The 20,237-nt window shown below is 65.7% G+C and carries 18 protein-coding genes; 11 read left to right on the top strand and 7 right to left on the bottom strand.

What is annotated here, in order from left to right:
- Both FIU66_RS03705 and FIU66_RS03700 read right to left on the bottom strand, forming a co-directional pair.
- Entirely contained in the window at positions 1 to 570 is a 570-nt protein-coding gene (locus FIU66_RS03705; protein WP_167621454.1) for a TIGR02281 family clan AA aspartic protease, read from the bottom strand.
- Positions 567 to 1,187, bottom strand: coding sequence for a MarC family protein (locus FIU66_RS03700; protein ID WP_167621453.1), 621 nt, complete (start codon positions 1,185 to 1,187; stop codon positions 567 to 569). Before FIU66_RS03700 ends, FIU66_RS03705 begins: the two co-directional genes overlap by 4 nt.
- A 204-nt stretch (positions 1,188 to 1,391) precedes the next feature.
- Between FIU66_RS03700 and tatA the strand changes: the two genes are divergently transcribed.
- The 4 genes from tatA to FIU66_RS03680 are packed head-to-tail and all read left to right on the top strand — an operon-like array spanning position 1,392 to position 3,898.
- A complete protein-coding gene (gene tatA, locus FIU66_RS18100) occupies positions 1,392 to 1,691 on the top strand; it encodes a twin-arginine translocase TatA/TatE family subunit (RefSeq protein ID WP_167621452.1) in 300 nt (99 codons plus the stop codon).
- Between the two features lie 27 nt (positions 1,692 to 1,718).
- Positions 1,719 to 2,195, top strand: coding sequence for a Sec-independent protein translocase protein TatB (gene tatB, locus FIU66_RS03690; protein ID WP_167621451.1), 477 nt, complete (start codon positions 1,719 to 1,721; stop codon positions 2,193 to 2,195).
- Positions 2,196 to 3,044, top strand: coding sequence for a twin-arginine translocase subunit TatC (gene tatC, locus FIU66_RS03685; RefSeq protein ID WP_167621450.1), 849 nt, complete (start codon positions 2,196 to 2,198; stop codon positions 3,042 to 3,044). It begins immediately after the preceding gene.
- Positions 3,044 to 3,898, top strand: coding sequence for an ATP-binding protein (locus FIU66_RS03680; RefSeq protein WP_167621449.1), 855 nt, complete (start codon positions 3,044 to 3,046; stop codon positions 3,896 to 3,898). Before tatC ends, FIU66_RS03680 begins: the two co-directional genes overlap by 1 nt.
- Here the strand turns inward: FIU66_RS03680 and FIU66_RS03675 are convergent.
- Together FIU66_RS03675 and FIU66_RS03670 are read right to left on the bottom strand one after the other, a co-directional pair.
- On the bottom strand, positions 3,895 to 5,313 hold the full coding sequence (locus FIU66_RS03675; RefSeq protein WP_167621448.1) for an alkaline phosphatase D family protein: 1,419 nt from the start codon (positions 5,311 to 5,313) through the stop codon (positions 3,895 to 3,897). The genes FIU66_RS03680 and FIU66_RS03675 overlap by 4 nt on opposite strands.
- 35 nt (positions 5,314 to 5,348) lie before the next feature.
- Positions 5,349 to 6,620 (bottom strand): AGE family epimerase/isomerase, encoded by a 1,272-nt coding sequence (locus FIU66_RS03670; protein WP_167621447.1) that lies wholly within the window; start codon positions 6,618 to 6,620, stop codon positions 5,349 to 5,351.
- 241 nt (positions 6,621 to 6,861) lie between these two features.
- Between FIU66_RS03670 and FIU66_RS03665 the strand changes: the two genes are divergently transcribed.
- On the top strand, positions 6,862 to 7,863 hold the full coding sequence (locus FIU66_RS03665) for a TerC family protein (RefSeq protein ID WP_167621446.1): 1,002 nt from the start codon (positions 6,862 to 6,864) through the stop codon (positions 7,861 to 7,863).
- A 135-nt stretch (positions 7,864 to 7,998) separates the two neighbouring features.
- A complete protein-coding gene (locus FIU66_RS03660) occupies positions 7,999 to 9,270 on the top strand; it encodes a hemolysin family protein (RefSeq protein WP_167621445.1) in 1,272 nt (423 codons plus the stop codon).
- A 6-nt stretch (positions 9,271 to 9,276) separates the two neighbouring features.
- On the opposite strand, the gene FIU66_RS03655 is transcribed toward FIU66_RS03660, so the two are convergent.
- From FIU66_RS03655 to FIU66_RS03645, 3 genes are all read right to left on the bottom strand, one after another.
- The gene (locus FIU66_RS03655; protein WP_167621444.1) at positions 9,277 to 10,563 is read right to left on the bottom strand and encodes a solute carrier family 23 protein; all 1,287 of its coding nucleotides are present in this window, start codon (positions 10,561 to 10,563) and stop codon (positions 9,277 to 9,279) included.
- A gap of 149 nt (positions 10,564 to 10,712) precedes the next feature.
- Positions 10,713 to 11,459, bottom strand: coding sequence for a Bax inhibitor-1/YccA family protein (locus tag FIU66_RS03650; protein ID WP_167621443.1), 747 nt, complete (start codon positions 11,457 to 11,459; stop codon positions 10,713 to 10,715).
- A gap of 115 nt (positions 11,460 to 11,574) precedes the next feature.
- The gene (locus tag FIU66_RS03645; protein WP_167623376.1) at positions 11,575 to 12,531 is read right to left on the bottom strand and encodes an NADPH:quinone oxidoreductase family protein; all 957 of its coding nucleotides are present in this window, start codon (positions 12,529 to 12,531) and stop codon (positions 11,575 to 11,577) included.
- Positions 12,532 to 12,718: 187 nt separating this feature from the next.
- Between FIU66_RS03645 and FIU66_RS03640 the strand changes: the two genes are divergently transcribed.
- The 5 genes from FIU66_RS03640 to FIU66_RS03620 all read left to right on the top strand — a co-directional run bounded on the left by FIU66_RS03640 (position 12,719) and on the right by FIU66_RS03620 (position 19,984).
- Positions 12,719 to 13,078, top strand: a complete 360-nt coding sequence (locus FIU66_RS03640; RefSeq protein ID WP_167621442.1) for a helix-turn-helix domain-containing protein — start codon at positions 12,719 to 12,721, stop codon at positions 13,076 to 13,078.
- A 137-nt stretch (positions 13,079 to 13,215) separates the two neighbouring features.
- Positions 13,216 to 14,010, top strand: a complete 795-nt coding sequence (locus tag FIU66_RS03635; protein ID WP_167621441.1) for an inositol monophosphatase family protein — start codon at positions 13,216 to 13,218, stop codon at positions 14,008 to 14,010.
- Positions 14,007 to 15,398 (top strand): magnesium transporter, encoded by a 1,392-nt coding sequence (mgtE, locus tag FIU66_RS03630; RefSeq protein WP_167621440.1) that lies wholly within the window; start codon positions 14,007 to 14,009, stop codon positions 15,396 to 15,398. Before FIU66_RS03635 ends, mgtE begins: the two co-directional genes overlap by 4 nt.
- On the top strand, positions 15,395 to 15,940 hold the full coding sequence (locus FIU66_RS03625; protein WP_167621439.1) for a 5-formyltetrahydrofolate cyclo-ligase: 546 nt from the start codon (positions 15,395 to 15,397) through the stop codon (positions 15,938 to 15,940). Before mgtE ends, FIU66_RS03625 begins: the two co-directional genes overlap by 4 nt.
- Positions 15,941 to 16,393: 453 nt before the next feature.
- Positions 16,394 to 19,984, top strand: a complete 3,591-nt coding sequence (locus FIU66_RS03620; protein ID WP_167621438.1) for a vitamin B12-dependent ribonucleotide reductase — start codon at positions 16,394 to 16,396, stop codon at positions 19,982 to 19,984.
- Positions 19,985 to 20,237: the final 253 nt, after the last annotated feature.

Genomic DNA, 20,237 nt, shown 5'->3' with positions numbered 1-20,237 from the left:
CTAGCGCTCCAGGATCAGCAGGTCGCCCTCGAAGCTGACGCGGGCGAAGGTGCGCAGATAGGACATGCCCAGCAGCGACCCGTCCAGGTCGCCGCCGATCACCCAGGCGCGGACGTTGCGGTCCACGATGTCGCCGATGGCGATCTCGTCTATGGTGACGGGCGCGGTCTGCACCTGCCCGTTCGCGGTCATGGCCGTCCCGATATAGGCCAAATCGTCCGGGTCCAGCCCCACGCGGCGCGCATCCGCCGGACCAAGCGCGATCGAGGACGCGCCGGTATCGACCATGAAGCGCACCTCCTGCCCGTTCACCTGCGCGGTCAGGTGGAAATGGCCGTCGCGGGCCACCGGGATCTCGATCCGGCCGCCATCCAGCACCTGCTGGCGCGGGGCGTTGCCGGCGATCCACCAGTCGGCCGCCAGGGCCGCGCCCGCGAAGATCACGGCCCACAGCATCAACTGGCGCAGAACCTGCCCGCCACGGCCCGCCAGCTCGAAGATCATGGCGCCGCCGATCACCAGCAGCAGGACGCCGTAATAGACAAGCTGCATCGTGTCGTCGTTGGTCATGGCACCAGCCCCGATCCCTTCAGCCCGTCGATCACGAACTGCACCGACAGCGCGGCCAGCAGCATCCCCAGCAGGCGGGTGACGACCATCACGCCGGTCCGGCCAAGCGCATGGGCCAGGGGCGTGGCGATGACGAACAACGCCATGGCGATGGCCAAGACGGCCAGCATCACCAGATTCACCATGACCATGTGGCCGATGCCCGGCGCCTCGCCCATCAGCAGGATCATCGTGGCAAGCGCCCCCGGCCCCGCCAGCAGCGGCATGGCCAGCGGAAAGACCGAAGGGTCGTGATGAAACGGGTCGCCGTCGCCCTGGTTCTCGCGCCGCTCGGTCCGGCGCTCGAACAGCATGTCAAGTGCGGTCAGGAACAGAAGCAAGCCTCCGGCGATGCGGAAGGCGGAAATCGAGATACCGATGGTGGTCAGGATCGATTCGCCCGCAAAGCCGAAGATCATCATCAGAAGGCCCGCGATGACCAGCGACCGGAAGCCGATGCGCCGACGCTGCGCCGCGCTCATCCCGGGGGTCAGGGCGATGAAGACCGGCGCCAGACCCACGGGGTCGATCACCACGAACAGCGTGACGAAGGCGGTGACATAAAGCGACAGATCCATGGGTGCTTATCGCCCGCCCCTCGTGTCCTGCCAACCCGGATACGGGTCGGGCACCATGTCAAAATGACGTCAGTTTGTTTCAGAACAAGCATCGGCGTCGCGAATTGCCGCAAGTGGGGTTTCGCTGCGGGGTGCGAGGCTCTATATTCCGGCAGATTGGTTGAACCCAGGTCATTGGCCTGATCCTGGAACTGGAGAACTGAAATGCACATGCCGTCCCCCATGGCTCTGCTCGTCATTGCCGTCGTGGTCCTGGTCCTGTTCGGCCGTGGCAAGGTTTCCTCGCTGATGGGCGAAGTCGGCAAGGGAATCACCGCCTTCAAGAAGGGCATCAACGATGGCAACGCGGAAACCCAGGCCGAGCGCAATGCCGCACTCGACCAGCCGGTTCCGCCCGTCCAGCCTGTCCAGCACGCCCAGCCCGTGCAGCCGGTTCATCAGGCCCAGCCCGTCCCGGGCACCGAGGCCCGCGACGTGACCCCGCAGAACGACACGCGCGTCTGATCCCGAAACCGGGACAGGGGTTCCAGAATGCTTGATGTCGGGTGGAGCGAACTGCTGCTGATTGGCGTCATCGCGCTGATCGTCATCGGTCCCGAGGATTTGCCGAAGCTGTTTCACACCCTGGGCCGCATCACGGCCCGGGCACGGTCCATGGCGCGCGAATTCACAAGCGCGATGGAAGATGCGGCCAAGGGCAGCGGCATCAACGACGTGACCAAGGACCTGAAGACCCTGACTTCGAAAAAGTCGCTGGGGCTGGACGCGCTGGACCGCGCGGCCACCAAGTTCGAGCAGTGGGATCCCAAGGCCAGCCTGGACAAGACGACCCGCGCCACGCCCGATCCTGCCGCACCCGCGCCTGCCGATACCCGGCCGATGGACGCGCCGCCGGTTCCCGCCGCCTTGCAGGCCGCGAACGAACCCACGCCGGCACCGGCCCTGGCCGCAACGGACAGTCCGCGCCGCATTGCAGGCGTCCGGCGTTCGGACATGAAGGACCATTAAGTGGCATCGCAAGACGTCGATGAGCTGGACGACAGCTCGGCCCCGCTGATCGAGCATCTCAAGGAACTGCGGACCCGGCTGGTCTGGTCGGCCCTGGCCTTCGTGGTGGCGATGATCCTGTGCTATCTGGTCTGGAACCCGATCTACAACTTCCTGACTGTCCCGATCTGCGCCGCGCTTGAAGACCGGGGGCAGGAATGCGGCCTGATCCTGTTGAAGCTGCAGGAAGGCTTCACCGTCGCGCTGCGCATCTCGTTCTTCGGGGGCTTCATCCTGGCCTTCCCGATCATCGCCTATCAATTGTGGCGCTTCGTCGCCCCGGGGCTTTACCGCAGCGAGAAGCGGGCCTTCCTGCCCTTCCTCGTCGCCTCGCCCGTGATGTTCGCGATCGGGGCCGCCTTCGCCTATTACGTCATCCTGCCGATGGTGTTTTCCTTCTTTCTGGGCTTCCAGCAAGGGCCGCTGTCGCTGCCCGACGATGCCGCGGCCCCCGCGAACAGCACCAACCTGGCGGGGATCGTCTTCCAGGGTTCGGTCAGCGAATACCTGAACCTGACCACCCGATTCATCCTGGCGTTCGGGCTGTCCTTCCAGTTGCCGGTGGCGCTTGCGCTGATGGGACGGGCGGGGCTTGTTTCCGCGCAGACGCTGGCCAGCACGCGGCGCTATGCCATCGTCATCATCCTGACGCTGGCCGCCTGCCTGACGCCGCCGGACGTGGGCAGCCAGCTTGTGCTGTTCTCGGTCATCTACGGGCTTTACGAGATCTCGATCCAGATCGTCCGCCAGATCGAGAAGAAGCGCGAAAAGGAACTGCGCGCCCAAGGGTTGTGGGTCGAGGACGAGTGATGCGGGACGTGCCCGAAACCGATGCCCTGACCCGCATCGCAGCGGCGCTGGAGCGGCTGGCCCCGCCCCCCGTTCCCGCGCCCAGCTTTTCGGAAGCCGTGGCCTATGTCTGGCATCCCGATCCCGACAGGCTGGAAGCCGTGCAGACGGTCAGCCGCGTCGATCTGGTGCAGTTGATCGGCATCGACCGGGCCAAGCGGACCCTGCTGGACAACACCCTGCAATTCGCGCGCGGCTTCGGGGCGAACAACGCCCTGTTGTGGGGCGCGCGGGGGATGGGCAAGTCGTCGCTGGTCAAGGCCGTTCATGCCGAGGCCGTGGCCCAGGGCCTGCCGCTGGTCCTGGTGGAAATCGCCCGTGACGACCTGGGTTCGGTCAGTCGCCTGCTGGCGATCCTGGGACGTGCGACGGACAAGCGGTTCCTGCTGTTTTCCGACGACCTGTCCTTCAGCCACGACGATACGCAGTACAAGTCGCTGAAGGCGGTGCTGGACGGCGGGATCAGCGGGCGTCCCGCGAACGTGATCCTCTACGCCACCTCGAACCGCCGCCACCTGATGCCGCGCGACATGATCGACAACGAACGCGCCACCGCCATCCATCCCGGCGAGGCGGTCGAGGAAAAGGTATCCCTGTCGGACCGCTTCGGGCTGTGGCTGGGCTTCCACCCTTGTTCGCAGGACGAATACCTGGCGATGGTGCGCGCCTATTGCGACACCTATGGCCTGGGGATCACGACCGACGCCCTGCGGGCCGAGGCGATCGAATGGCAGGCCACGCGCGGCGCGCGGTCGGGCCGGGTGGCCTGGCAGTTCTTCACGGACCTGGCCGGCCGGCACGGCATCGCGGTCTAGTCCAGCGGCAGCGGCGGGGTATCGCCGCTTTCTTCAAGATGCCAGACCGCCTGCCACCGTCCCGCGCGGCGGTCCAGCGTCAGGTAGTTCCGTTCAGCGACATAACGGTGCTTCTGCCCTGGCAGCGGCTTGATGCGGATCGGATGGCCCTTGAGCGGCGCATCGCCCAAGCCTGCGAACAGCCCCAGCACCCTCGCATAGGCCTTGGGCGGAGCGCGGTGCGAGATGCCCGAGGCGACGAGCTGGTGGACCAGGCTGTCATCCGGCCCCATCTCGGCCCGCGTGGCCAGGTGGATCTCGCCCGACAGCACGGTGACGGGGGCCGTCTTGCGCATCCGCAGGACAGCGCCCAGCATCCGCCGCCATTCGTCGCGATGCGCATGGCTTTGCCACTGGTCGCGAAGGTCGTCCTCGTAATGCTGCATCCGGGGGATCATCATCATGGCCGATTCCAGCAGCGACAGGCGCGGCCCCAGCAGCGGCACGCTGGACACCATGAAGACGTGATCGCCCATGGGCTGCAGCGCATCCATCGCCTTCCATCCCGCCTCGCCCATGATCCGGTGGCGATGGCGTTCCGACCGCAGGTCCGGCGCGAACAGCGTTGCGCCCGGCAGGTCGCGCCGCCAGCCCAGGGCGCTGCCCGTCGGGTCCGTGAACAGCGCCGGCACGTCAGCCTCGGTCGCGCCGTGCTGGAACAGCAGATACATCTGCCGCGCCACGCGGAACAGGGCCTGCCCCACCGCCGAAGCCGTGCGGCTTTCCGGCAAGGATCCCCAGCCGTCGCAGATGTCGTGGTCGTCCCAGACCGACAGCGACGGCACGCAGGCAAGCAGGTTCGCACAGCCTTCGGCAGCCAGCACCATCATGTAGCGTTCCGCGAACTTGCGCTGCAGGTAAAGGGTCAGGTCGTCGAGATCGTCGGGCGACGGGTCTTCGGGAACATGGTCCGGCCAGTCCTGGGTCAAGGGATGGCCGTGGGTCGCCTCGTCCGCATAGATCTGGTCGCCGCCCTGCAACAGCAGCGCGAAAGGCGCGCGGCGGTGATCCGCTTCCAGCCGCGCCCACATCAGGTTCCGCTCGGCCGATTCGCGGTCCAGGTCGCCGTTCTCCTCGCCGTTGCAGGACACGAAGGCGATGCGGATGTCGCCGTCCAGCCGGGTGACGACGGCGTGGTCGCGCCCGTTGAGGTGATAGCCCCTCTCGGCCGTGGTCAAGGTAAAGTCGTGCCGCCAGACTGCCAGCCCGGCGACTTGGGCAAGCAGGACCGGCTGGCAGTCACCCCTGGCAGTCCGAAGCGAACCGGGCGACGCAGCGCCTTGCGGCGTGACCGTGACGGCCGCAAGGTGCAGGCCATTGGCATCGCAGCCCCGAAAATGCAGGATCGGACCCGCGAAACCCTTGTCTTGAACCATATGTTGCGTCTTGTCCTGTCTGCCCCTTGAAGTTTCTAGATAGGCGGCCGGACGAAGATGTCACCCCCCAGCCCGGATCCCAGCGGTTTGTCGCGGGCCAGGGCGTCGCCAAGCCGCGACAGGTCGGGCACCAGCGGGAACAGGTCGGCCTGCAGGGCATGGTAGATGTCGGGCTTGCCCTGGAACTGGGCGCCGGGGGCCGGCCCACCCGGCTCGGGGAACCAGCCGCCCCGGTCATGGTCGATCAACCGGTCATCGGCAAAACGCCACAGGCGGCGATACCATGCCTCGTCCTCGGGGCGCGCGTCCAGCTTGATAAGGGCTGCAAGCGCGCCGATCCCCTCGGTCACGGGCCACCAGTAGCGGTCGGGCCGCGCGACCCGGCCGTCGTGGTCCAGCGTATAGGCCAGCCCGCTGCCGTCCAGCCACGCGTCACGAAGCGCCGTTTCCACCAGCAGCTGGGCCTGGGCGGGCGCGTCGCCCTGCGGACGGCCCGCCAGATCCCAGCAATGCAGCAGCAGCCGCGCCATTTCCAGCGAATGGCCCGGCGTGGTGCCGGCGGGGCGAAACATCGGGTTGCCTTCATAGCCCGGATCGGGCCGCCAATCCGCGTCGTAATGTTCCGGGATGCGCCAACCGTTGCGCGCCGCCTGCCCGGCGATGAAGAAGTCCAGGATCCCTTGAGCCCGTCGCAGGTATTCCCCTTCGCCCGTCGCCTCGAAGGCGGCCAGCAGCGCCTCGACCCCGTGCATGTTGGCGTTCATGCCGCGATAGGTGGAAAAGGGCTGCCAGTCGCGCGTGAATTCGTCGCGGAACAGGCCCGCCTCCGCGTCCCAGAAACGATCATCGAGCACTTGCGCGATATCGGCCAGCAGCCGGTCCGCGTCGGGATGGCCCACCAGCTTCGCGGTCGAGGCCGCCAGCAGCACGAAGACATGGCCATAGGCCAGCTTGGTGTCGTCAGCCACCTGCCCGTCCCGCAGCGACCAGACATAGCCGCCGTGCCGGTCGTCGCGATGGGCACGCCACAGTTGATCCATCCCCCTGTCGATGATCCCGGCCCGGTCCGGCCGGCCGGCCAGATGCCCCAGCCCAAAGGAATGGACCAGCCGCGTCGTCACATGCAGTTCCTGAAGGCCGCCTTCCACCGGGCGTCCCGCATCGTCCAGCGGCAGGAAGCCCCCGCCCGGTCCCACGCAGGCATCAAAGGCATCAAGCGCGCGAAGGGCATCCTGCACCAGGAAGGCACGGTGGGCGGCATCGTCCCGCCAAAATCCGCCTTCGCCGCCCAAGGTCGTCCTGTCCATGATCCTGCCCCCCTGCCGTTCAGGGGCTGAACTTGCAGGCCGCGCTGACCGCTTGCAAACGATTTTGTGATCCACCCCTTGCAATTTGTCGCAGCCTGGTCCAGATTGCGTCCCAGCGGGACCGGGCCCCTCTGGCGACACTGTGTCGTGATGTCGGACCGCATCGAGCGTGCCTCGATGCAAGTGGCCCTGACCGACGAAGCCCTTGGCATCGAAGCACTAAAGCAACGATGAGGGCAATATGGAATTTCTGTTTCTGCTGGTGCTCGGCAAGCCGCTGTGGATGTGGCTGCTGTTCATCACACTTGTGGTCGCGCTGCTGGCCTTTGACCTGGGGGTTCTCCACAAGGACGACCACGAGATCGGCGTTGCGGAAAGCCTCCGCATGTCGGCGATGTATATCGTGCTGGGCCTTGGCTTTTCGGGCTTCATCTACTGGCAGATGGGGACCGAGGCGACGGCCCAATACCTGACCGCTTTCGTGGTCGAAAAGACGCTGGCGATGGACAACATCTTCGTCATCGCGCTGATCTTCGGCTTTTTCGCCATCCCCCGGGAATACCAGCACCGCGTGCTGTTCTGGGGCATCCTGGGCGTGATCATCCTGCGCGGCATCATGATCGGCCTGGGCGCGACGATCGTCGAGAACTATCACTGGGTGCTTTACCTGTTCGCGCTGTTCCTTGTGTTTACCGGCATCAAGATGCTGTTCACCAAGGAAGGCTCGCACGACCTGCATGACAACAAGCTGGTGCAGTTCATGCGCCGCCGCTTCCATGTCACGGACGAGTTCCACGGCCACAACTTCATCGTGAAGCTGCCCGATCCCAAGACCGGCAAGATCGTGCGCCATGCGACGCCCCTGCTGCTGGCCCTGATCATGATCGAGATCGCGGACCTGGTCTTTGCCGTCGACTCGGTGCCGGCCGTGTTCACGATCACCACCGATCCCTATATCGTCTACACCTCGAACATCTTCGCGATCCTGGGCCTTCGGGCGCTGTATTTCGCCCTTGCCGCGATCCTGCACCGCTTTGCCTACCTCAAGTATGCGCTGTCGCTGCTGCTGGTCTTCATCGGGTCCAAGATCTTCATCGCCGACCTGATGGGCTGGGAAAAGTTTCCGCCGACCTGGTCGCTGGGCATCACCTTCGCGATCCTGGGCGCGGGCATCGTCTTCTCGTTGTGGAAGACCAACGGGACCAAGCCGGAACCGCTGCCGTCGGGACCGTCGGCGAAGTAACCGAAACACGCCGGCAAGGCGCCCGACCGGCGCCTTGTCTGCCGATTCCGTCCAGCAAGCGGCCTTCATGCCTTTGCACTGGCGCGCGCTTCGTGCAGATTGCGTAAAGCCCGATTAGTTGGACAAAGTGAACCGATGCTTCTGGAAATTCTCATCGTCCTGCTTTTGACGATGTTCAATGGCGTTCTGGCCATGTCCGAACTGGCCATCGTCTCGGCCCGGCCGGCGCGCCTGAAGGTGATGGCGGCCGAAGGCAGCACCGGGGCGCAGACGGCACTGGAACTTGGGGCCGAACCCGGCCGCTTCCTGTCCAGCGTCCAGATCGGCATCACCCTGGTGGGTGTGTTGTCGGGTGCGTTCTCAGGTGCCACGTTGGGCGCGCGGCTGTCCGCGGCACTGATGGCGAACGGCCTTTCGCCCGCCTTGTCCCAAGCCCTGGGCGTCGGCGGCGTGGTCGTGCTGATCACCTATCTGTCGCTGATCATCGGCGAACTGGTGCCCAAGCAGATCGCCCTTCGTTCGCCCGAGGGTGTGGCCAGCCGCATCTCTCCGCTGATCCTGTTCATCTCGCGGATCGCGGCGCCGATCGTCTGGATCCTGGACATCTCAGGCCGGCTGGTGCTGCGCCTGCTGGGACAGTCCGGCGAATCCGACCGCGGCATTTCGGACGAGGAAATCCGCGTCATGCTGTCCGAGGCCCGCAGCGCCGGCGTCATCGAACCCGCCGAAACCGAGATGATCGCCGGCGTGATGCGGATCGCCGACCGATCCGCCCGCGGCCTGATGACCCCCCGCCACGAGGTCGAGACGGTGGACGTGGCCGACCCCGCCCCGGAGGTCCTGCAACGGTTCCGCGACAGCCGCCGGTCGCGCCTTCTGGTGCGCGACGGGACGGACGACGACATCATCGGCGTCATCACCCTGCGCGAGCTTCTGACCGAGGACACGACCGACCTGCGCCCGCTGGTGCAGGAAGTGCCAGTCATCCGCGAAGGGCTGCCCGCGCTGAGCGTGATCGAGGAATTGAAGGCCAGTCCCGCGCATATGCTGCTGGTTTATGACGAATACGGCCATTTCGAAGGGGTCGTGACGGCGATGGACCTGCTCGAGGCGATCGCGGGCGATTTCCCCGAACCCGGCGACGACGAACCCAAGGCCGTGCAGCGCGAGGACGGAAGCTGGCTGGTCGCGGGCTGGATGCCCGCCGATGAGTTCGCCGAGATGATCGGCATCTCGCTGCCCGAGGATCGGGGCTATGAATCGGTCGCGGGCCTTGTGCTGGACCGGGCGGGCGTCCTGCCCGACGTGGGCGCGCATGTCACGCTGGCCAACTGGCGGATCGAGGTGGTGGACCTTGACGGGCGCCGGATCGACAAGCTGCTGGTGTCGCAGCTTGCCGAAGCCTGATGGCGGTCAGGCCGCGCGCCGGTCGCGGCCGATGCCCAGCAGCTGATAGATCACCAGGGCCGCCAGCGTCGACGTGCCGATGCCGCCCAGGGCGAAGCCGCCGATGTTCACGGTGAAATCGCCCGCGCCCAGGATCAGCGCGACCCCCACGGTGAACAGGTTCCGCGGGTCCGAAAAGTCGACCCGGTTGTCCACCCAGATCCGCGCCATCGCGGATGCGATCAGCCCGAAGACCGACACGGCCAGCCCCGCCAGCACCGGCGCGGGGATCGTCTGCAGGATCGCGCCGAACTTGGGCGACAGGCCCAGCAGGATCGCGATGGCGGCGGCCACCGGGAAGATCAGCGTGGAATAGACCTTGGTCATCGCCATGACGCCGATGTTTTCGGCATAGGTCGTGACGCCGGTCCCGCCCCCTGCCCCGGCGATCATCGTGGCCAGCCCGTCGCCCAGGAAACCCCGGCCGATATAGCGGTCCATGTTTTGCCCGGTAATGGATCCAAGCGCCTTGATATGGCCCAGGTTCTCGGCCACCAGGACAACGGCGACGGGGGCGATCATGCTGATCGCGGTCCAGTCGAATTGCGGCGTCGTGAAGTTGGGCATCCCGAACCAGGCAGCAGCGCCGACCCGGCCGAAGTCGATGCCGGGCACCAGCCCCGCGCCATTGCCGAAGACCAGCACCAGCAGGTACCCGAAGCCAAGCGCGATCAGGACCGCGATCCGGCGCGTCGTCCGGCCGCCATAGGCCGACACCATCGCCATGCACAGGACCGTGGCAAGGGCGATGAACAGATGCGCCATGCTGCCCTTCAATTGCCCCACTGCCACGGGCGCAAGGTTCAGGCCGATGGACACGCCGATCGCGCCCGTCACGGCGGGCGGCATCAGCCGTTCCACCCAGCCCGACCCGATCGCCATGACCAGAAGCCCGATCAGCGCATAGACCAGCCCCGCCGCGATGATCCCGCCCAAAGCCACGCCGATGTTGGGGTTGGCCCCGCCGCCCGCAAAGCCCGTTGCGGCCATCACCACGGCGATGAAGGCGAAGGACGACCCGAGGTAGCTGGGCACCCGCCCGCCGGTGATCGCAAAGAACAGCAGCGTGCCGATGCCGGAAAAGAACACCGCCACATTGGGATCGAAGCCCATGATCAGCGGCGCCAGGATCGTTGATCCCGACATGGCCAGCAGGTGCTGCAGGCTCATCGGGACGGCGGCGGACCAGGCAAGCCGTTCATTGGGAAGGACCGTCGCGCCGGTGGCCGGCCGCCAGTTTGGAAAATAGCCCATCGTCTTCTCTTGTCGTGATTCTGGCGGCAGGATTAGCCGATCCGGGCGCGCAGACCAATTGCCGAAGGTCTTGCCGGCAGGGACGGCCGCACAAGGAAAAACCCCCGCCTTTGGGGCGGGGGTCGAAGCGGTCAGGCTGTGCGCGGGGATTATTCGCGGTTGCCCATGAACTGCAGCAGGAACATGAACAGGTTCAGGAAGTCCAGGTACAGCTGCAAGGCGCCCATGATGGCGGTCTTGCCCAGGAAGTCACGGTCGGAACCCGCCAGTTGCAGATAGGTGTTCTTGATGTTCTGCGTGTCATAGGCGGTCAGGCCGGCGAAGATCAGCACGCCCAGGACCGAGATCGCGAACTGCATCCCCGACGACTGCAGGAAGATGTTCACGATCGAGGCGACGATCAGGCCGATCACGCCCATGATCAGGAAGCTGCCCCAGCCCGAGATGTCCTTCTTCGTGGTATAGCCCCACAGCGACAGGCCCGCAAAGGCGATCGCCGTCACCAGGAAGGTCTGCACGATCGAGGTTCCGGTGAAGACCAGGAAGATCGAGCTGATCGAGACGCCCATCAGCGCCGCGAAGCCATAGAACAGCATCGTCGCCGCCTGCACCGACAAGCGGTTCAGCGCCGCCCCAAAGGCAAAGACGACCAGCAGCGGCGCGAACATCACCACCCATTTCAGGGGCGAGGCATAAAGCGCCGTTCCCAGCTGGGTCAGCTGCCCCGACGCGTCAACAGCGGCGGTGCTGATGCCATAGGCGGCGACGGCGGTTACACCCATGCCGACCGCCATCAGCCCATAAACCTTGTTCATGTAGGCCCGCAGCCCTTCGTCGATCACACCCTGGCGGGCGCCGACACTCTGCGTGGTGCGGTAAGTGTTGTAATCTGCCATCAACCTCTCCCATAAGATCTGCCGGACATGGCCGGTTTATGGCCTCCATATTGGCATGATATCGGCGTGATTCAATGCCGGTATGGCGCCAAAGCAGCGCCGACTTACGTAGATGTTACATTGTCAGGATGATCTTGCCCACCGACCTGCGACTGCGCAGCAGATCGAAGGCCTGCGCCACCCGTTCCAGGGGCATGGCCTCCCCCACCACGGGGTTCAGGCGGCCTTCCTGGAACATGGTGAACAGGGCCTTCATGCTGGATGACATGGCCTGGGGATCCAGCACGGAATAGCCGCCCCAGTACAGGCCGTGGATGGCGATGTTCTTGACCAGGGCATGGTTCAGCGGCAGCACCGGGGGCTTGCCGCCGGCAAATCCGATCGCCAGGAAGCGTCCGCCCGGGCGCATGGCGCGAAACGCGGCCTCGCCCGCGCTGTCGCCCACGGCATCATAGACCACATCCACGCCACCAAGGTCGCGCAGCGCGGACTTGAGGTCGGGGCGATCGGCGCTGTCGATGACGGCCTCGGCCCCCGCCGCGCGCACCACCTCCAGCCGGTCCGCGCCGCGCGCCACGCCGATGACGCGCGCGCCCAGGGCGCGGCCGATCTCGACCGCGGTCAGGCCCACGCCGCCCGCCGCGCCCAGGACAGCCAGCGTCTCGCCCGGCTGCAGGTTCGCGCGATGCGTCAGCGCCAGGTGGCTGGTCCCATAGGCGATCTGGAACCCGGCCGCCTGTTCGAATGACATCGTCGCGGGGATCGGAAGGCAGGCTGCGGCAGGGACGGCCACGACCTCGGCCAGGGTGCCCGGCGAAAGAACCGCAACCCGGTCCCCTTGGGCAAGGCCGCTGCCGCTTGGCGCCCTGATAACCTCGCCCGCGCCTTCCAGGCCCGGCACATAAGGGGGGTCCTGGCGTTCCTGGTATTCGCCCCGCGCCTTCAGCAGGTCCGCGAAGTTCAGCGCGGCGGCACGGACGCGCACCAGGACCTCGTCGGGTCCGAGCTTGGGCGCGGGACCGGACGAAAGCACCGGATCTCCCCCCAGTTGTTCAACCGTTGCGATTCGGATCCGGGCCGAACCTTCGGACGTGGAAGTTTTCGCCAAGTCTTTTATCCCCTTACCAGAAGACCACCGCCGCCCGCGTTGGACCTGTCTTTTTGGTCAGAACCGGGGCCGTTAACCAGGTTAACACTCGAAAATTGAGGAAAGTTAAGATACTGCTTCCTTAGATTGCACGAGGTTCAAGGTGGTAACGATGAAACACGGTGTTGATGTTCATGTTGGAAAGCGCATTCGCCATCGTCGCTGGATGATCGGGATGACCCAACAGCAGCTGGCCGACAAGGTTGGTATCAAGTTCCAGCAAATCCAGAAATACGAAACTGGCATGAACCGGGTTTCCGCGTCGCGTCTGTGGGATATCGCCCGCGCGGTGGACGTGCCCGTCAGCTTCTTCTTCGAAGGCCTGCACGAGGGCGACATTCCCGAAGGCGTGGCGGGCGACATCCTGGCCGACAAGGAGGCGCTGCAACTGGTCCGCGCCTATTACACGATGCCGGTCGCGCAGCGCCGCCAGATCTTCGAACTGGCCCGCGTCCTGTCCGACGCGGCCTGACAAAGGCGACGGCGCGGGCCCATGCGCCGTCACGGTTCTGTCACGGCTTTCGCCGCCAAATCCGCTTCGCCGCCACTGGCAGGGCAATCCCGTTCGGGTTAGTCCTGACCCGTGGTGGATCGGATCAGGGGGCAGCCATGCGGGACGCGCAGGACATCATCGACACGGCGCACCGGATGGCCGACGCCGCACGCACGGCCATCCTGCCTTACTTCCGCACCGACATTTCGGCCGACAACAAGTGGCAGACCGGCTTTGACCCCGTGACCGAGGCCGACCGCGCCGCCGAACGTGCCATGCGCGATGTCCTGGCCCGCCTGCGCCCCGACGACGCCATCCTGGGCGAGGAATATGGCGCAAGCCCCGGCACAAGCGGCCTGACCTGGATCCTCGACCCGATCGACGGCACCCGCGCCTTCCTGTGCGGCGCGGCAAGCTGGGGCGTGCTGATCGGCCTGTCGGACGGCCAGGACATCATCTATGGCCTGATCGATCAGCCCTATACACGCGAGCGGTTCGAGGGCGGCCTGGGCCAAGCCAGGCTTCTGACCGACGCCGGCGCGCGTTCTCTGGCCGTGCGGCCGGCGACGAATCTGGCGGGCGCGACGCTGCTGACCACCTATCCCGAAGTGGGCACCCCGGACGAGGCCGCGGCATTCCGCCGGGTCGCCGCGCAGGTCCGGCTGACGCGATACGGGCTGGACTGCTATGGCTATGCGCTGCTGGCCTTGGGCCAGGTGGATCTGGTGATCGAGGCCGGCTTGCAAAGCTACGACATCGCGGGGCCGCTGGCCGTGGTGCGGGCGGCGGGCGGCATTGTCACTGACTGGCAGGGCGGGCCCGCCCAAGGCGGCGGCCAGGTCATCGCCGCGGCCACCCCTGCCCTGCACCGCGCGGCCCTTGGGCTGCTGAACGGCCAGGGGGCGGCATGAACGACCAGACACCGATCCTCGACGACCAGACGGACGATGGCGACGAGTTCCTGCCCCGGCGAGAGCTTCTGGACCGAATCGACGCCGCCATCGAGGCTGGCGACACCGCCCTGCTGAACAGCCTGCTGGAGCCGATGCACGGCGCCGACATCGCCGACATCATCGAGCGCCTGGCCCCGGCCGAACGCCGCGCCTTCCTGACGCTCTATTCCGGCGAGATCGACGGAGAGATCCTGTCCGAGATCGACGACTCGATCCGGGACGAGGTGATCGAGCAGCTTCCCCCCGAGGTCGTGGCCGAGGCCGTCCGCGAGATGGACAGCGACGATGTCGTCGACCTGGTCGAGGACATGGACGAGCCGGACCGGCAGGAGATCCTGGCCGCGCTTGACGCCACCGACCGCGCCGCCGTCCAGCAGTCGCTGGCCTATCCCGAATATTCCGCCGGCCGGCTGATGCAGTCCGAGGTGGTCACCGCCCCCGAGCACTGGACCGTGGGCGAGGCCATCGCCTTCCTGCAGTCCGAGGACTGGCTGCCCGAGCAGTTCTACCATATCGTTTTGGTCGACCCGCGCCGCCATCCCATCGGCTATGTCACGCTTGGTCGGCTGCTGGCCTCGGCCCATTCCACGACGCTGCGCGACATCACCGAGGACAGCTTCCGCACCATCAGCGCCTTTGCCGATGAAGGCGACGTGGCCTATGTCTTCAACCAGTATCACCTGATCTCGGCCCCCGTGGTGGACCGCGACGACCGGCTGGTGGGGGTCATCACCATCGACGACGCCATGTCGGTGCTGGACGAGGAACACGAGGAGGACATCCTGCGCCTTGCCGGGGTGGGCGACGAATCCAGCCTGAACGACAGCGTGATGCAGACCGCGCGCCAGCGGGTGCCCTGGCTTGCCACGAACATCCTGACCGCGGTGGCGGCGGCATCCGTGATCGGGCTGTTCGAAAGCTCGATCGCGCAGCTTGTGGCCCTTGCGGTCCTGATGCCGATCGTGGCCTCCATGGGCGGCAATGCGGGCACGCAGACGCTGACCGTCGCCGTGCGCGGGCTGGCGACCAAGGGGCTGACCAAGGACAATTCGGTCCGCGTGATCCGGCGCGAGGTCCTGGTGGGAATCCTGAACGGCGCGATCTTCGGGCTGGCCATCGGGACCGTCACCTATCTGTGGTTCGCCAACTTCGGCCTGGGGGCGGTGATCGGGCTGGCGATGATCATCAACCTGACCATTGCGGCACTGGCCGGGATCCTCGTGCCGCTGACGCTGGAAAAGATGGGGGCGGACCCGGCGCTTGCCTCGCCCACCTTCGTGACGACCGTCACCGATGTCGTGGGCTTCTTCGCCTTCCTGGGCCTGGCGACGGTGATCCTGCTATGACCGCCACCGACAAGGCCGCCCTGCGCGCCCAGGCCCTGGCGGCGCGTGACAAGGGCGGGGATCAGGACGCGCTGACCCAGGCGCTGATCGCCGCCTTGGCGCCGCATCGGGGACGGGTGCTGTCGGGATACTGGCCGATGCGGGGGGAACCCGACCCGCGCCCTGCGATGGAGGCGCATGACGGGCCCCTCTGCCTGCCGGTGGTGCCGGGCAAGGCCGTGCCGCTGGTGTTTCGCCAATGGCAGGGAGAGCCGCTGGTACCCGGCCCCTTTGGCACCTTTCATCCCGCCGAATCGCAGCCCGTCCTGACGCCCCAGGTTCTGATCGTGCCGCTGGCAGGCTTCGACCGGCAGGGAAACCGCATCGGCTATGGCGGCGGGTATTACGACCGCACGCTGCAATTGCTGCGCGAATCCGGTCCCGTGGCCGCGATTGGCTTGGCCTTCTCGGTGCAACAGCTTCCCGCCATCCCCGCCGAGCCCTTCGATCAGCCCTTGGACCTGATCGTCACCGACCGCGGCTGCATGGTCCCCTGCCGATAAATCCGCAGGCTTGTCGCGCTTTTGCAACAGTTGTGCAAAAGCCTGGGATGACCCTGGGACAAGGCTGTGGATAAGCTTGGGAGAGTGGTTCGCAAGCCCCTGCGCAACATGGCGGATTCCGGATCATCGGGCTGTTGATGACGCCGCGGCGCATGGGCCTGTGTGCGAATCTGCGGCGCCTTCCGGTGACCTTGTGTCAACGGGATTCCGGGGTCTGTTAACCAAATAATTGGGTTGAAACAACCCTTCTGCGGGATCAATCTAGTGGTCTGTAGCGTTGGTCATACTAGATGTGGTGGCACCTAGAACGACCACCCCCAAGGGCCGACGCCTCTGCAACCGACGCTGGCGGGCATCTGCCTGCACCCTTTTCGCATTGCCGGATGGGGTTGGCACACTGCTGCCGGGCGCAGGTCGCGGATCGAGGGACGAGGACATGAAAGGGCCACGCGCATGAAGATCGAACGGCGTTTCACCACCCCCCAATGGGGCGCCTATGGCGACATCGGCTTCACGACCACGACCAGCGAAATCCGCAATCCCGACGGCAAGATCGTTTTCCGCAACGACCAGGTCGAGATCCCCGCAGGGTGGAGCCAGGTCGCCAGCGACGTGATCGCCCAGAAGTATTTCCGCAAGGCGGGCGTTCCGGCCTGCCTGAAGCGCGTCAAGGAAAAGGGCGTCCCCGAGTTCCTGTGGCGCAGCATCCCGGACGAGGATGCCCTGGCCGCCCTGCCTGCCGACCAGCGCTACGGCGGAGAGACGAGCGCCCGGCAGGTCTTTGACCGGCTGGCTGGCGCCTGGACCTATTGGGGTTGGAAAGGCGGGTATTTTTCCAACGAAGAAGACGCCCGCGCCTATCACGACGAGATGCGCTTCATGCTGGCGCGCCAGATGGCAGCGCCGAACAGCCCGCAATGGTTCAACACCGGGCTGCACTGGGCTTACGGCATCGACGGCCCGTCGCAGGGGCATTTCTACGTCGATTACAAGACCGGCAAGCTGGTGAAATCCGACAGCGCCTATGAACATCCCCAGCCGCATGCCTGCTTCATCCAGTCGGTCAGCGACGACCTGGTGAACGAAGGCGGCATCATGGACCTGTGGGTCCGCGAGGCGCGGCTGTTCAAGTATGGCTCGGGCACCGGCACCAACTTCTCCTCGCTTCGTGGCGAAGGGGAACGGCTGTCGGGCGGCGGCAAGTCCAGTGGCCTGATGGGGTTCCTCAAGATCGGCGACCGCGCGGCGGGCGCGATCAAATCGGGCGGCACCACGCGCCGCGCGGCCAAGATGGTGATCTGCGACATGGATCACCCCGATATCGAGGCCTTCATCAACTGGAAGGTCATCGAGGAACAGAAGGTCGCATCCCTTGTCGCCGGATCCAAGGCGCATGAGGCGCGGCTGAACGACATCTTCGCCGCCATCCGTTCGGGCGACGGCGAGACGGACCCGGCGAAAAACGACGGCCTGAAATCCGCGATCCGCGCCGCCAAGCGCGCGATGATCCCCGAAACCTATGTCAACCGCGTGCTGCAATACGCGCGCCAGGGCTTCGACAGCATCGAATTCCCGACCTATGACACGGACTGGGATTCGGAAGCCTATGTCAGCGTCTCGGGCCAGAACTCGAACAACTCGGTCCGGGTGACGGATGCCTTTCTGCAGGCCGTGCGCGACGATGCGCCTTGGGAACTGATCCGCCGCACCGACGGCACGGTCGCCAGGACCGTCAGCGCGCGCGAGCTGTGGGACCAGATCGGCCATGCCGCATGGGCCTGCGCTGATCCCGGCATCCAGTTCCACGATACGGTGAACGCCTGGCACACCTGCCCCGAGGACGGGCCGATCCGGGGCAGCAACCCGTGCAGCGAATACATGTTCCTGGACGACACGGCCTGCAACCTGGCTTCGATGAACCTGCTGACCTTCTTCGACGAAGGGCGCTTCGACGCCGATGCCTATGTCCACGCCACCCGGCTATGGACCGTCACGCTGGAGATCAGCGTGCTGATGGCGCAGTTCCCGTCGAAGGAGATCGCGCAGCGTTCCTATGACTTCCGCACGCTGGGTCTGGGCTATGCCAATATTGGCGGTCTCTTGATGAACATGGGCCTGGGTTACGACAGCGACCAGGGCCGCGCGCTGTGTGGCGCGCTGACGGCGATCATGACCGGCGTGGCTTATGCGACAAGCGCCGAGATGGCGGCGGAATTGGGCGCCTTCCCCGGATATGCGCAGAACGCCGGTCATATGCTGCGGGTGATCCGCAACCACCGCGCGGCGGCCCATGGCACCGGCGCCTATGAGGGCGTCAACGTGGCCCCGGTGGAACTGGACGGCGACAACTGCCCCGATGCCCGCCTTGTCGCCATCGCGCGCCAGGCCTGGGATCAGGCCCTGGCCCTGGGCGAGGATCACGGCTACCGCAACGCCCAGGTCACGGTGATCGCGCCGACCGGCACCATCGGCCTGGTCATGGACTGCGACACCACGGGGATCGAACCCGACTTCGCCCTGGTCAAGTTCAAGAAGCTGGCGGGCGGCGGCTATTTCAAGATCATCAACCAGTCGGTTCCCGCTGCCTTGGCGACCCTCGGCTATGCCCCCGCGCAGGTCGAGGAGATCGTGGCCCATGCCGTCGGCCACGCCACGCTTGGCAACTGCCCCGGCATCAACCACACCGCGCTTGCCGGCCATGGCTTCGGCCTGGCCGAGATCGAGAAGATCGAGGCGGCGCTTGCCACCGCCTTCGACATCCGCTTCGTCTTCAACCAGTGGACCCTGGGCGAGGATTTCTGCAAGGGCACGCTGGGCATCCCCGCCGACAAGCTGGCCGATCCCACCTTCGACCTTTTGCGCCACCTGGGCTTCACCCACGCCCAGATCGACGCGGCCAACGACCATGTCTGCGGCACCATGACACTGGAAGGCGCGCCTCATTTGCGCGCCGAACACCTGCCCGTCTTCGACTGCGCCAACGCCTGCGGCAAGACCGGCAAGCGCTACCTGTCGGTCGAAAGCCATATTCGCATGATGGCGGCGGCGCAGTCCTTCATCTCGGGCGCGATCAGCAAGACGATCAACATGCCCAACAGCGCGACCATCGCCGATGCGCTTGCGGCCTATGAACTGTCCTGGTCGCTGGGCATCAAGGCCAACGCGCTTTACCGCGACGGCTCCAAGCTGTCCCAGCCCCTGGCCTCGGCCCTGGTCGAGGATGACGAGGAGGCCGAGGAGATCCTCGCCACCGGCAGCGCCCAGGAAAAGGCCACCGTCATCGCCGAGAAGATCGTCGAGCGGATCATCGTCAAGGAGGCCGTCCGCAGCCACCGCGAAAAGCTGCCGCAGCGCCGCAAGGGATATACCCAGAAGGCGGTCGTGGGCGGGCACAAGGTTTACCTGCGCACCGGCGAATATGACGACGGCAAGCTGGGCGAGATCTTCATCGACATGCACAAGGAAGGCGCGGGCTTCCGGGCGATGATGAACAACTTCGCCATCGCCGTTTCCGTCGGGCTGCAATACGGCGTGCCGCTGGAGGAGTTCGTGGACGCCTTCACCTTCACCCGTTTCGAGCCGGCGGGCATGGTGCAGGGCAATGACAGCATCAAGAACGCGACCTCGATCCTGGACTATGTCTTCCGGGAACTGGCTGTGTCCTATCTGGACCGCACCGACCTTGCGCATGTCAAACCCGAAGGCGCCCGCTTCGACGACATGGGCGGAGGCGAACGCGAGGGCCTGAACGTCGCCCCCGTCAGCGAACAGGCCGAGTTGAAGTCCCTGACCATGCTGAAGCAGATCAGCAGCGCGGGATACCTGCGCAAGCGCCTGCCCCAGGATCTGATGGTGCTGCAATCGGGCGTCTCGACCACCGCGATCATTGCGGGCGACGGCGGCGCAGCGATCGACCTGCGCACGAAGGCCCGGATGCAGGGCTATGAAGGCGATCCCTGCGGCGAATGCGGAAACTATACCCTGGTCCGCAACGGAACCTGCATGAAGTGCAACACCTGCGGCGGAACAAGCGGCTGTAGCTGACAAGATTGGGTGGGGCGCGAAGCTGCAACTTCGCGCCCCGGCCGCCCCGCACCTCAATGCACCATGCGGGGCACGCCATTCCTTGGTCTATCGGGTCAAGTGTCTACCGATTACGGACTGGCGCAATAGGTGCTTCAACCTTCCACAGATTTACCCCCTGAGAATTACTAGGAACTGTGGATAAAGAAGGACTAGAGAGATGGCTGGAAAAAAGCCTGGTCAAAGCTCCGGCAACAATGGCGGAATATTCCAG

The sequence above is a fragment of the Paracoccus sp. AK26 genome (genome assembly GCF_011801365.1).
GTDB lineage: Bacteria > Pseudomonadota > Alphaproteobacteria > Rhodobacterales > Rhodobacteraceae > Paracoccus > Paracoccus aerius.
This window is presented reverse-complemented; position numbering and strand designations above follow the sequence as displayed.

Coding starts and splice junctions, on each gene's coding strand:
- FIU66_RS03655 (WP_167621444.1), bottom strand. CDS start 10,563: ATGGGCTATTTTCCAAACTGGCGGCCGGCCACCGGCGCGACGGTCCTT.
- FIU66_RS03680 (WP_167621449.1), top strand. CDS start 3,044: ATGCGGGACGTGCCCGAAACCGATGCCCTGACCCGCATCGCAGCGGCG.
- FIU66_RS03650 (WP_167621443.1), bottom strand. CDS start 11,459: ATGGCAGATTACAACACTTACCGCACCACGCAGAGTGTCGGCGCCCGC.
- FIU66_RS03700 (WP_167621453.1), bottom strand. CDS start 1,187: ATGGATCTGTCGCTTTATGTCACCGCCTTCGTCACGCTGTTCGTGGTG.
- FIU66_RS03675 (WP_167621448.1), bottom strand. CDS start 5,313: ATGGTTCAAGACAAGGGTTTCGCGGGTCCGATCCTGCATTTTCGGGGC.
- FIU66_RS03705 (WP_167621454.1), bottom strand. CDS start 570: ATGACCAACGACGACACGATGCAGCTTGTCTATTACGGCGTCCTGCTG.
- FIU66_RS03625 (WP_167621439.1), top strand. CDS start 15,395: ATGACCGCCACCGACAAGGCCGCCCTGCGCGCCCAGGCCCTGGCGGCG.
- FIU66_RS03635 (WP_167621441.1), top strand. CDS start 13,216: ATGCGGGACGCGCAGGACATCATCGACACGGCGCACCGGATGGCCGAC.
- tatB (WP_167621451.1), top strand. CDS start 1,719: ATGCTTGATGTCGGGTGGAGCGAACTGCTGCTGATTGGCGTCATCGCG.
- FIU66_RS03640 (WP_167621442.1), top strand. CDS start 12,719: ATGAAACACGGTGTTGATGTTCATGTTGGAAAGCGCATTCGCCATCGT.
- FIU66_RS03660 (WP_167621445.1), top strand. CDS start 7,999: ATGCTTCTGGAAATTCTCATCGTCCTGCTTTTGACGATGTTCAATGGC.
- FIU66_RS03620 (WP_167621438.1), top strand. CDS start 16,394: ATGAAGATCGAACGGCGTTTCACCACCCCCCAATGGGGCGCCTATGGC.
- FIU66_RS03665 (WP_167621446.1), top strand. CDS start 6,862: ATGGAATTTCTGTTTCTGCTGGTGCTCGGCAAGCCGCTGTGGATGTGG.
- tatA (WP_167621452.1), top strand. CDS start 1,392: ATGCACATGCCGTCCCCCATGGCTCTGCTCGTCATTGCCGTCGTGGTC.
- FIU66_RS03670 (WP_167621447.1), bottom strand. CDS start 6,620: ATGGACAGGACGACCTTGGGCGGCGAAGGCGGATTTTGGCGGGACGAT.
- mgtE (WP_167621440.1), top strand. CDS start 14,007: ATGAACGACCAGACACCGATCCTCGACGACCAGACGGACGATGGCGAC.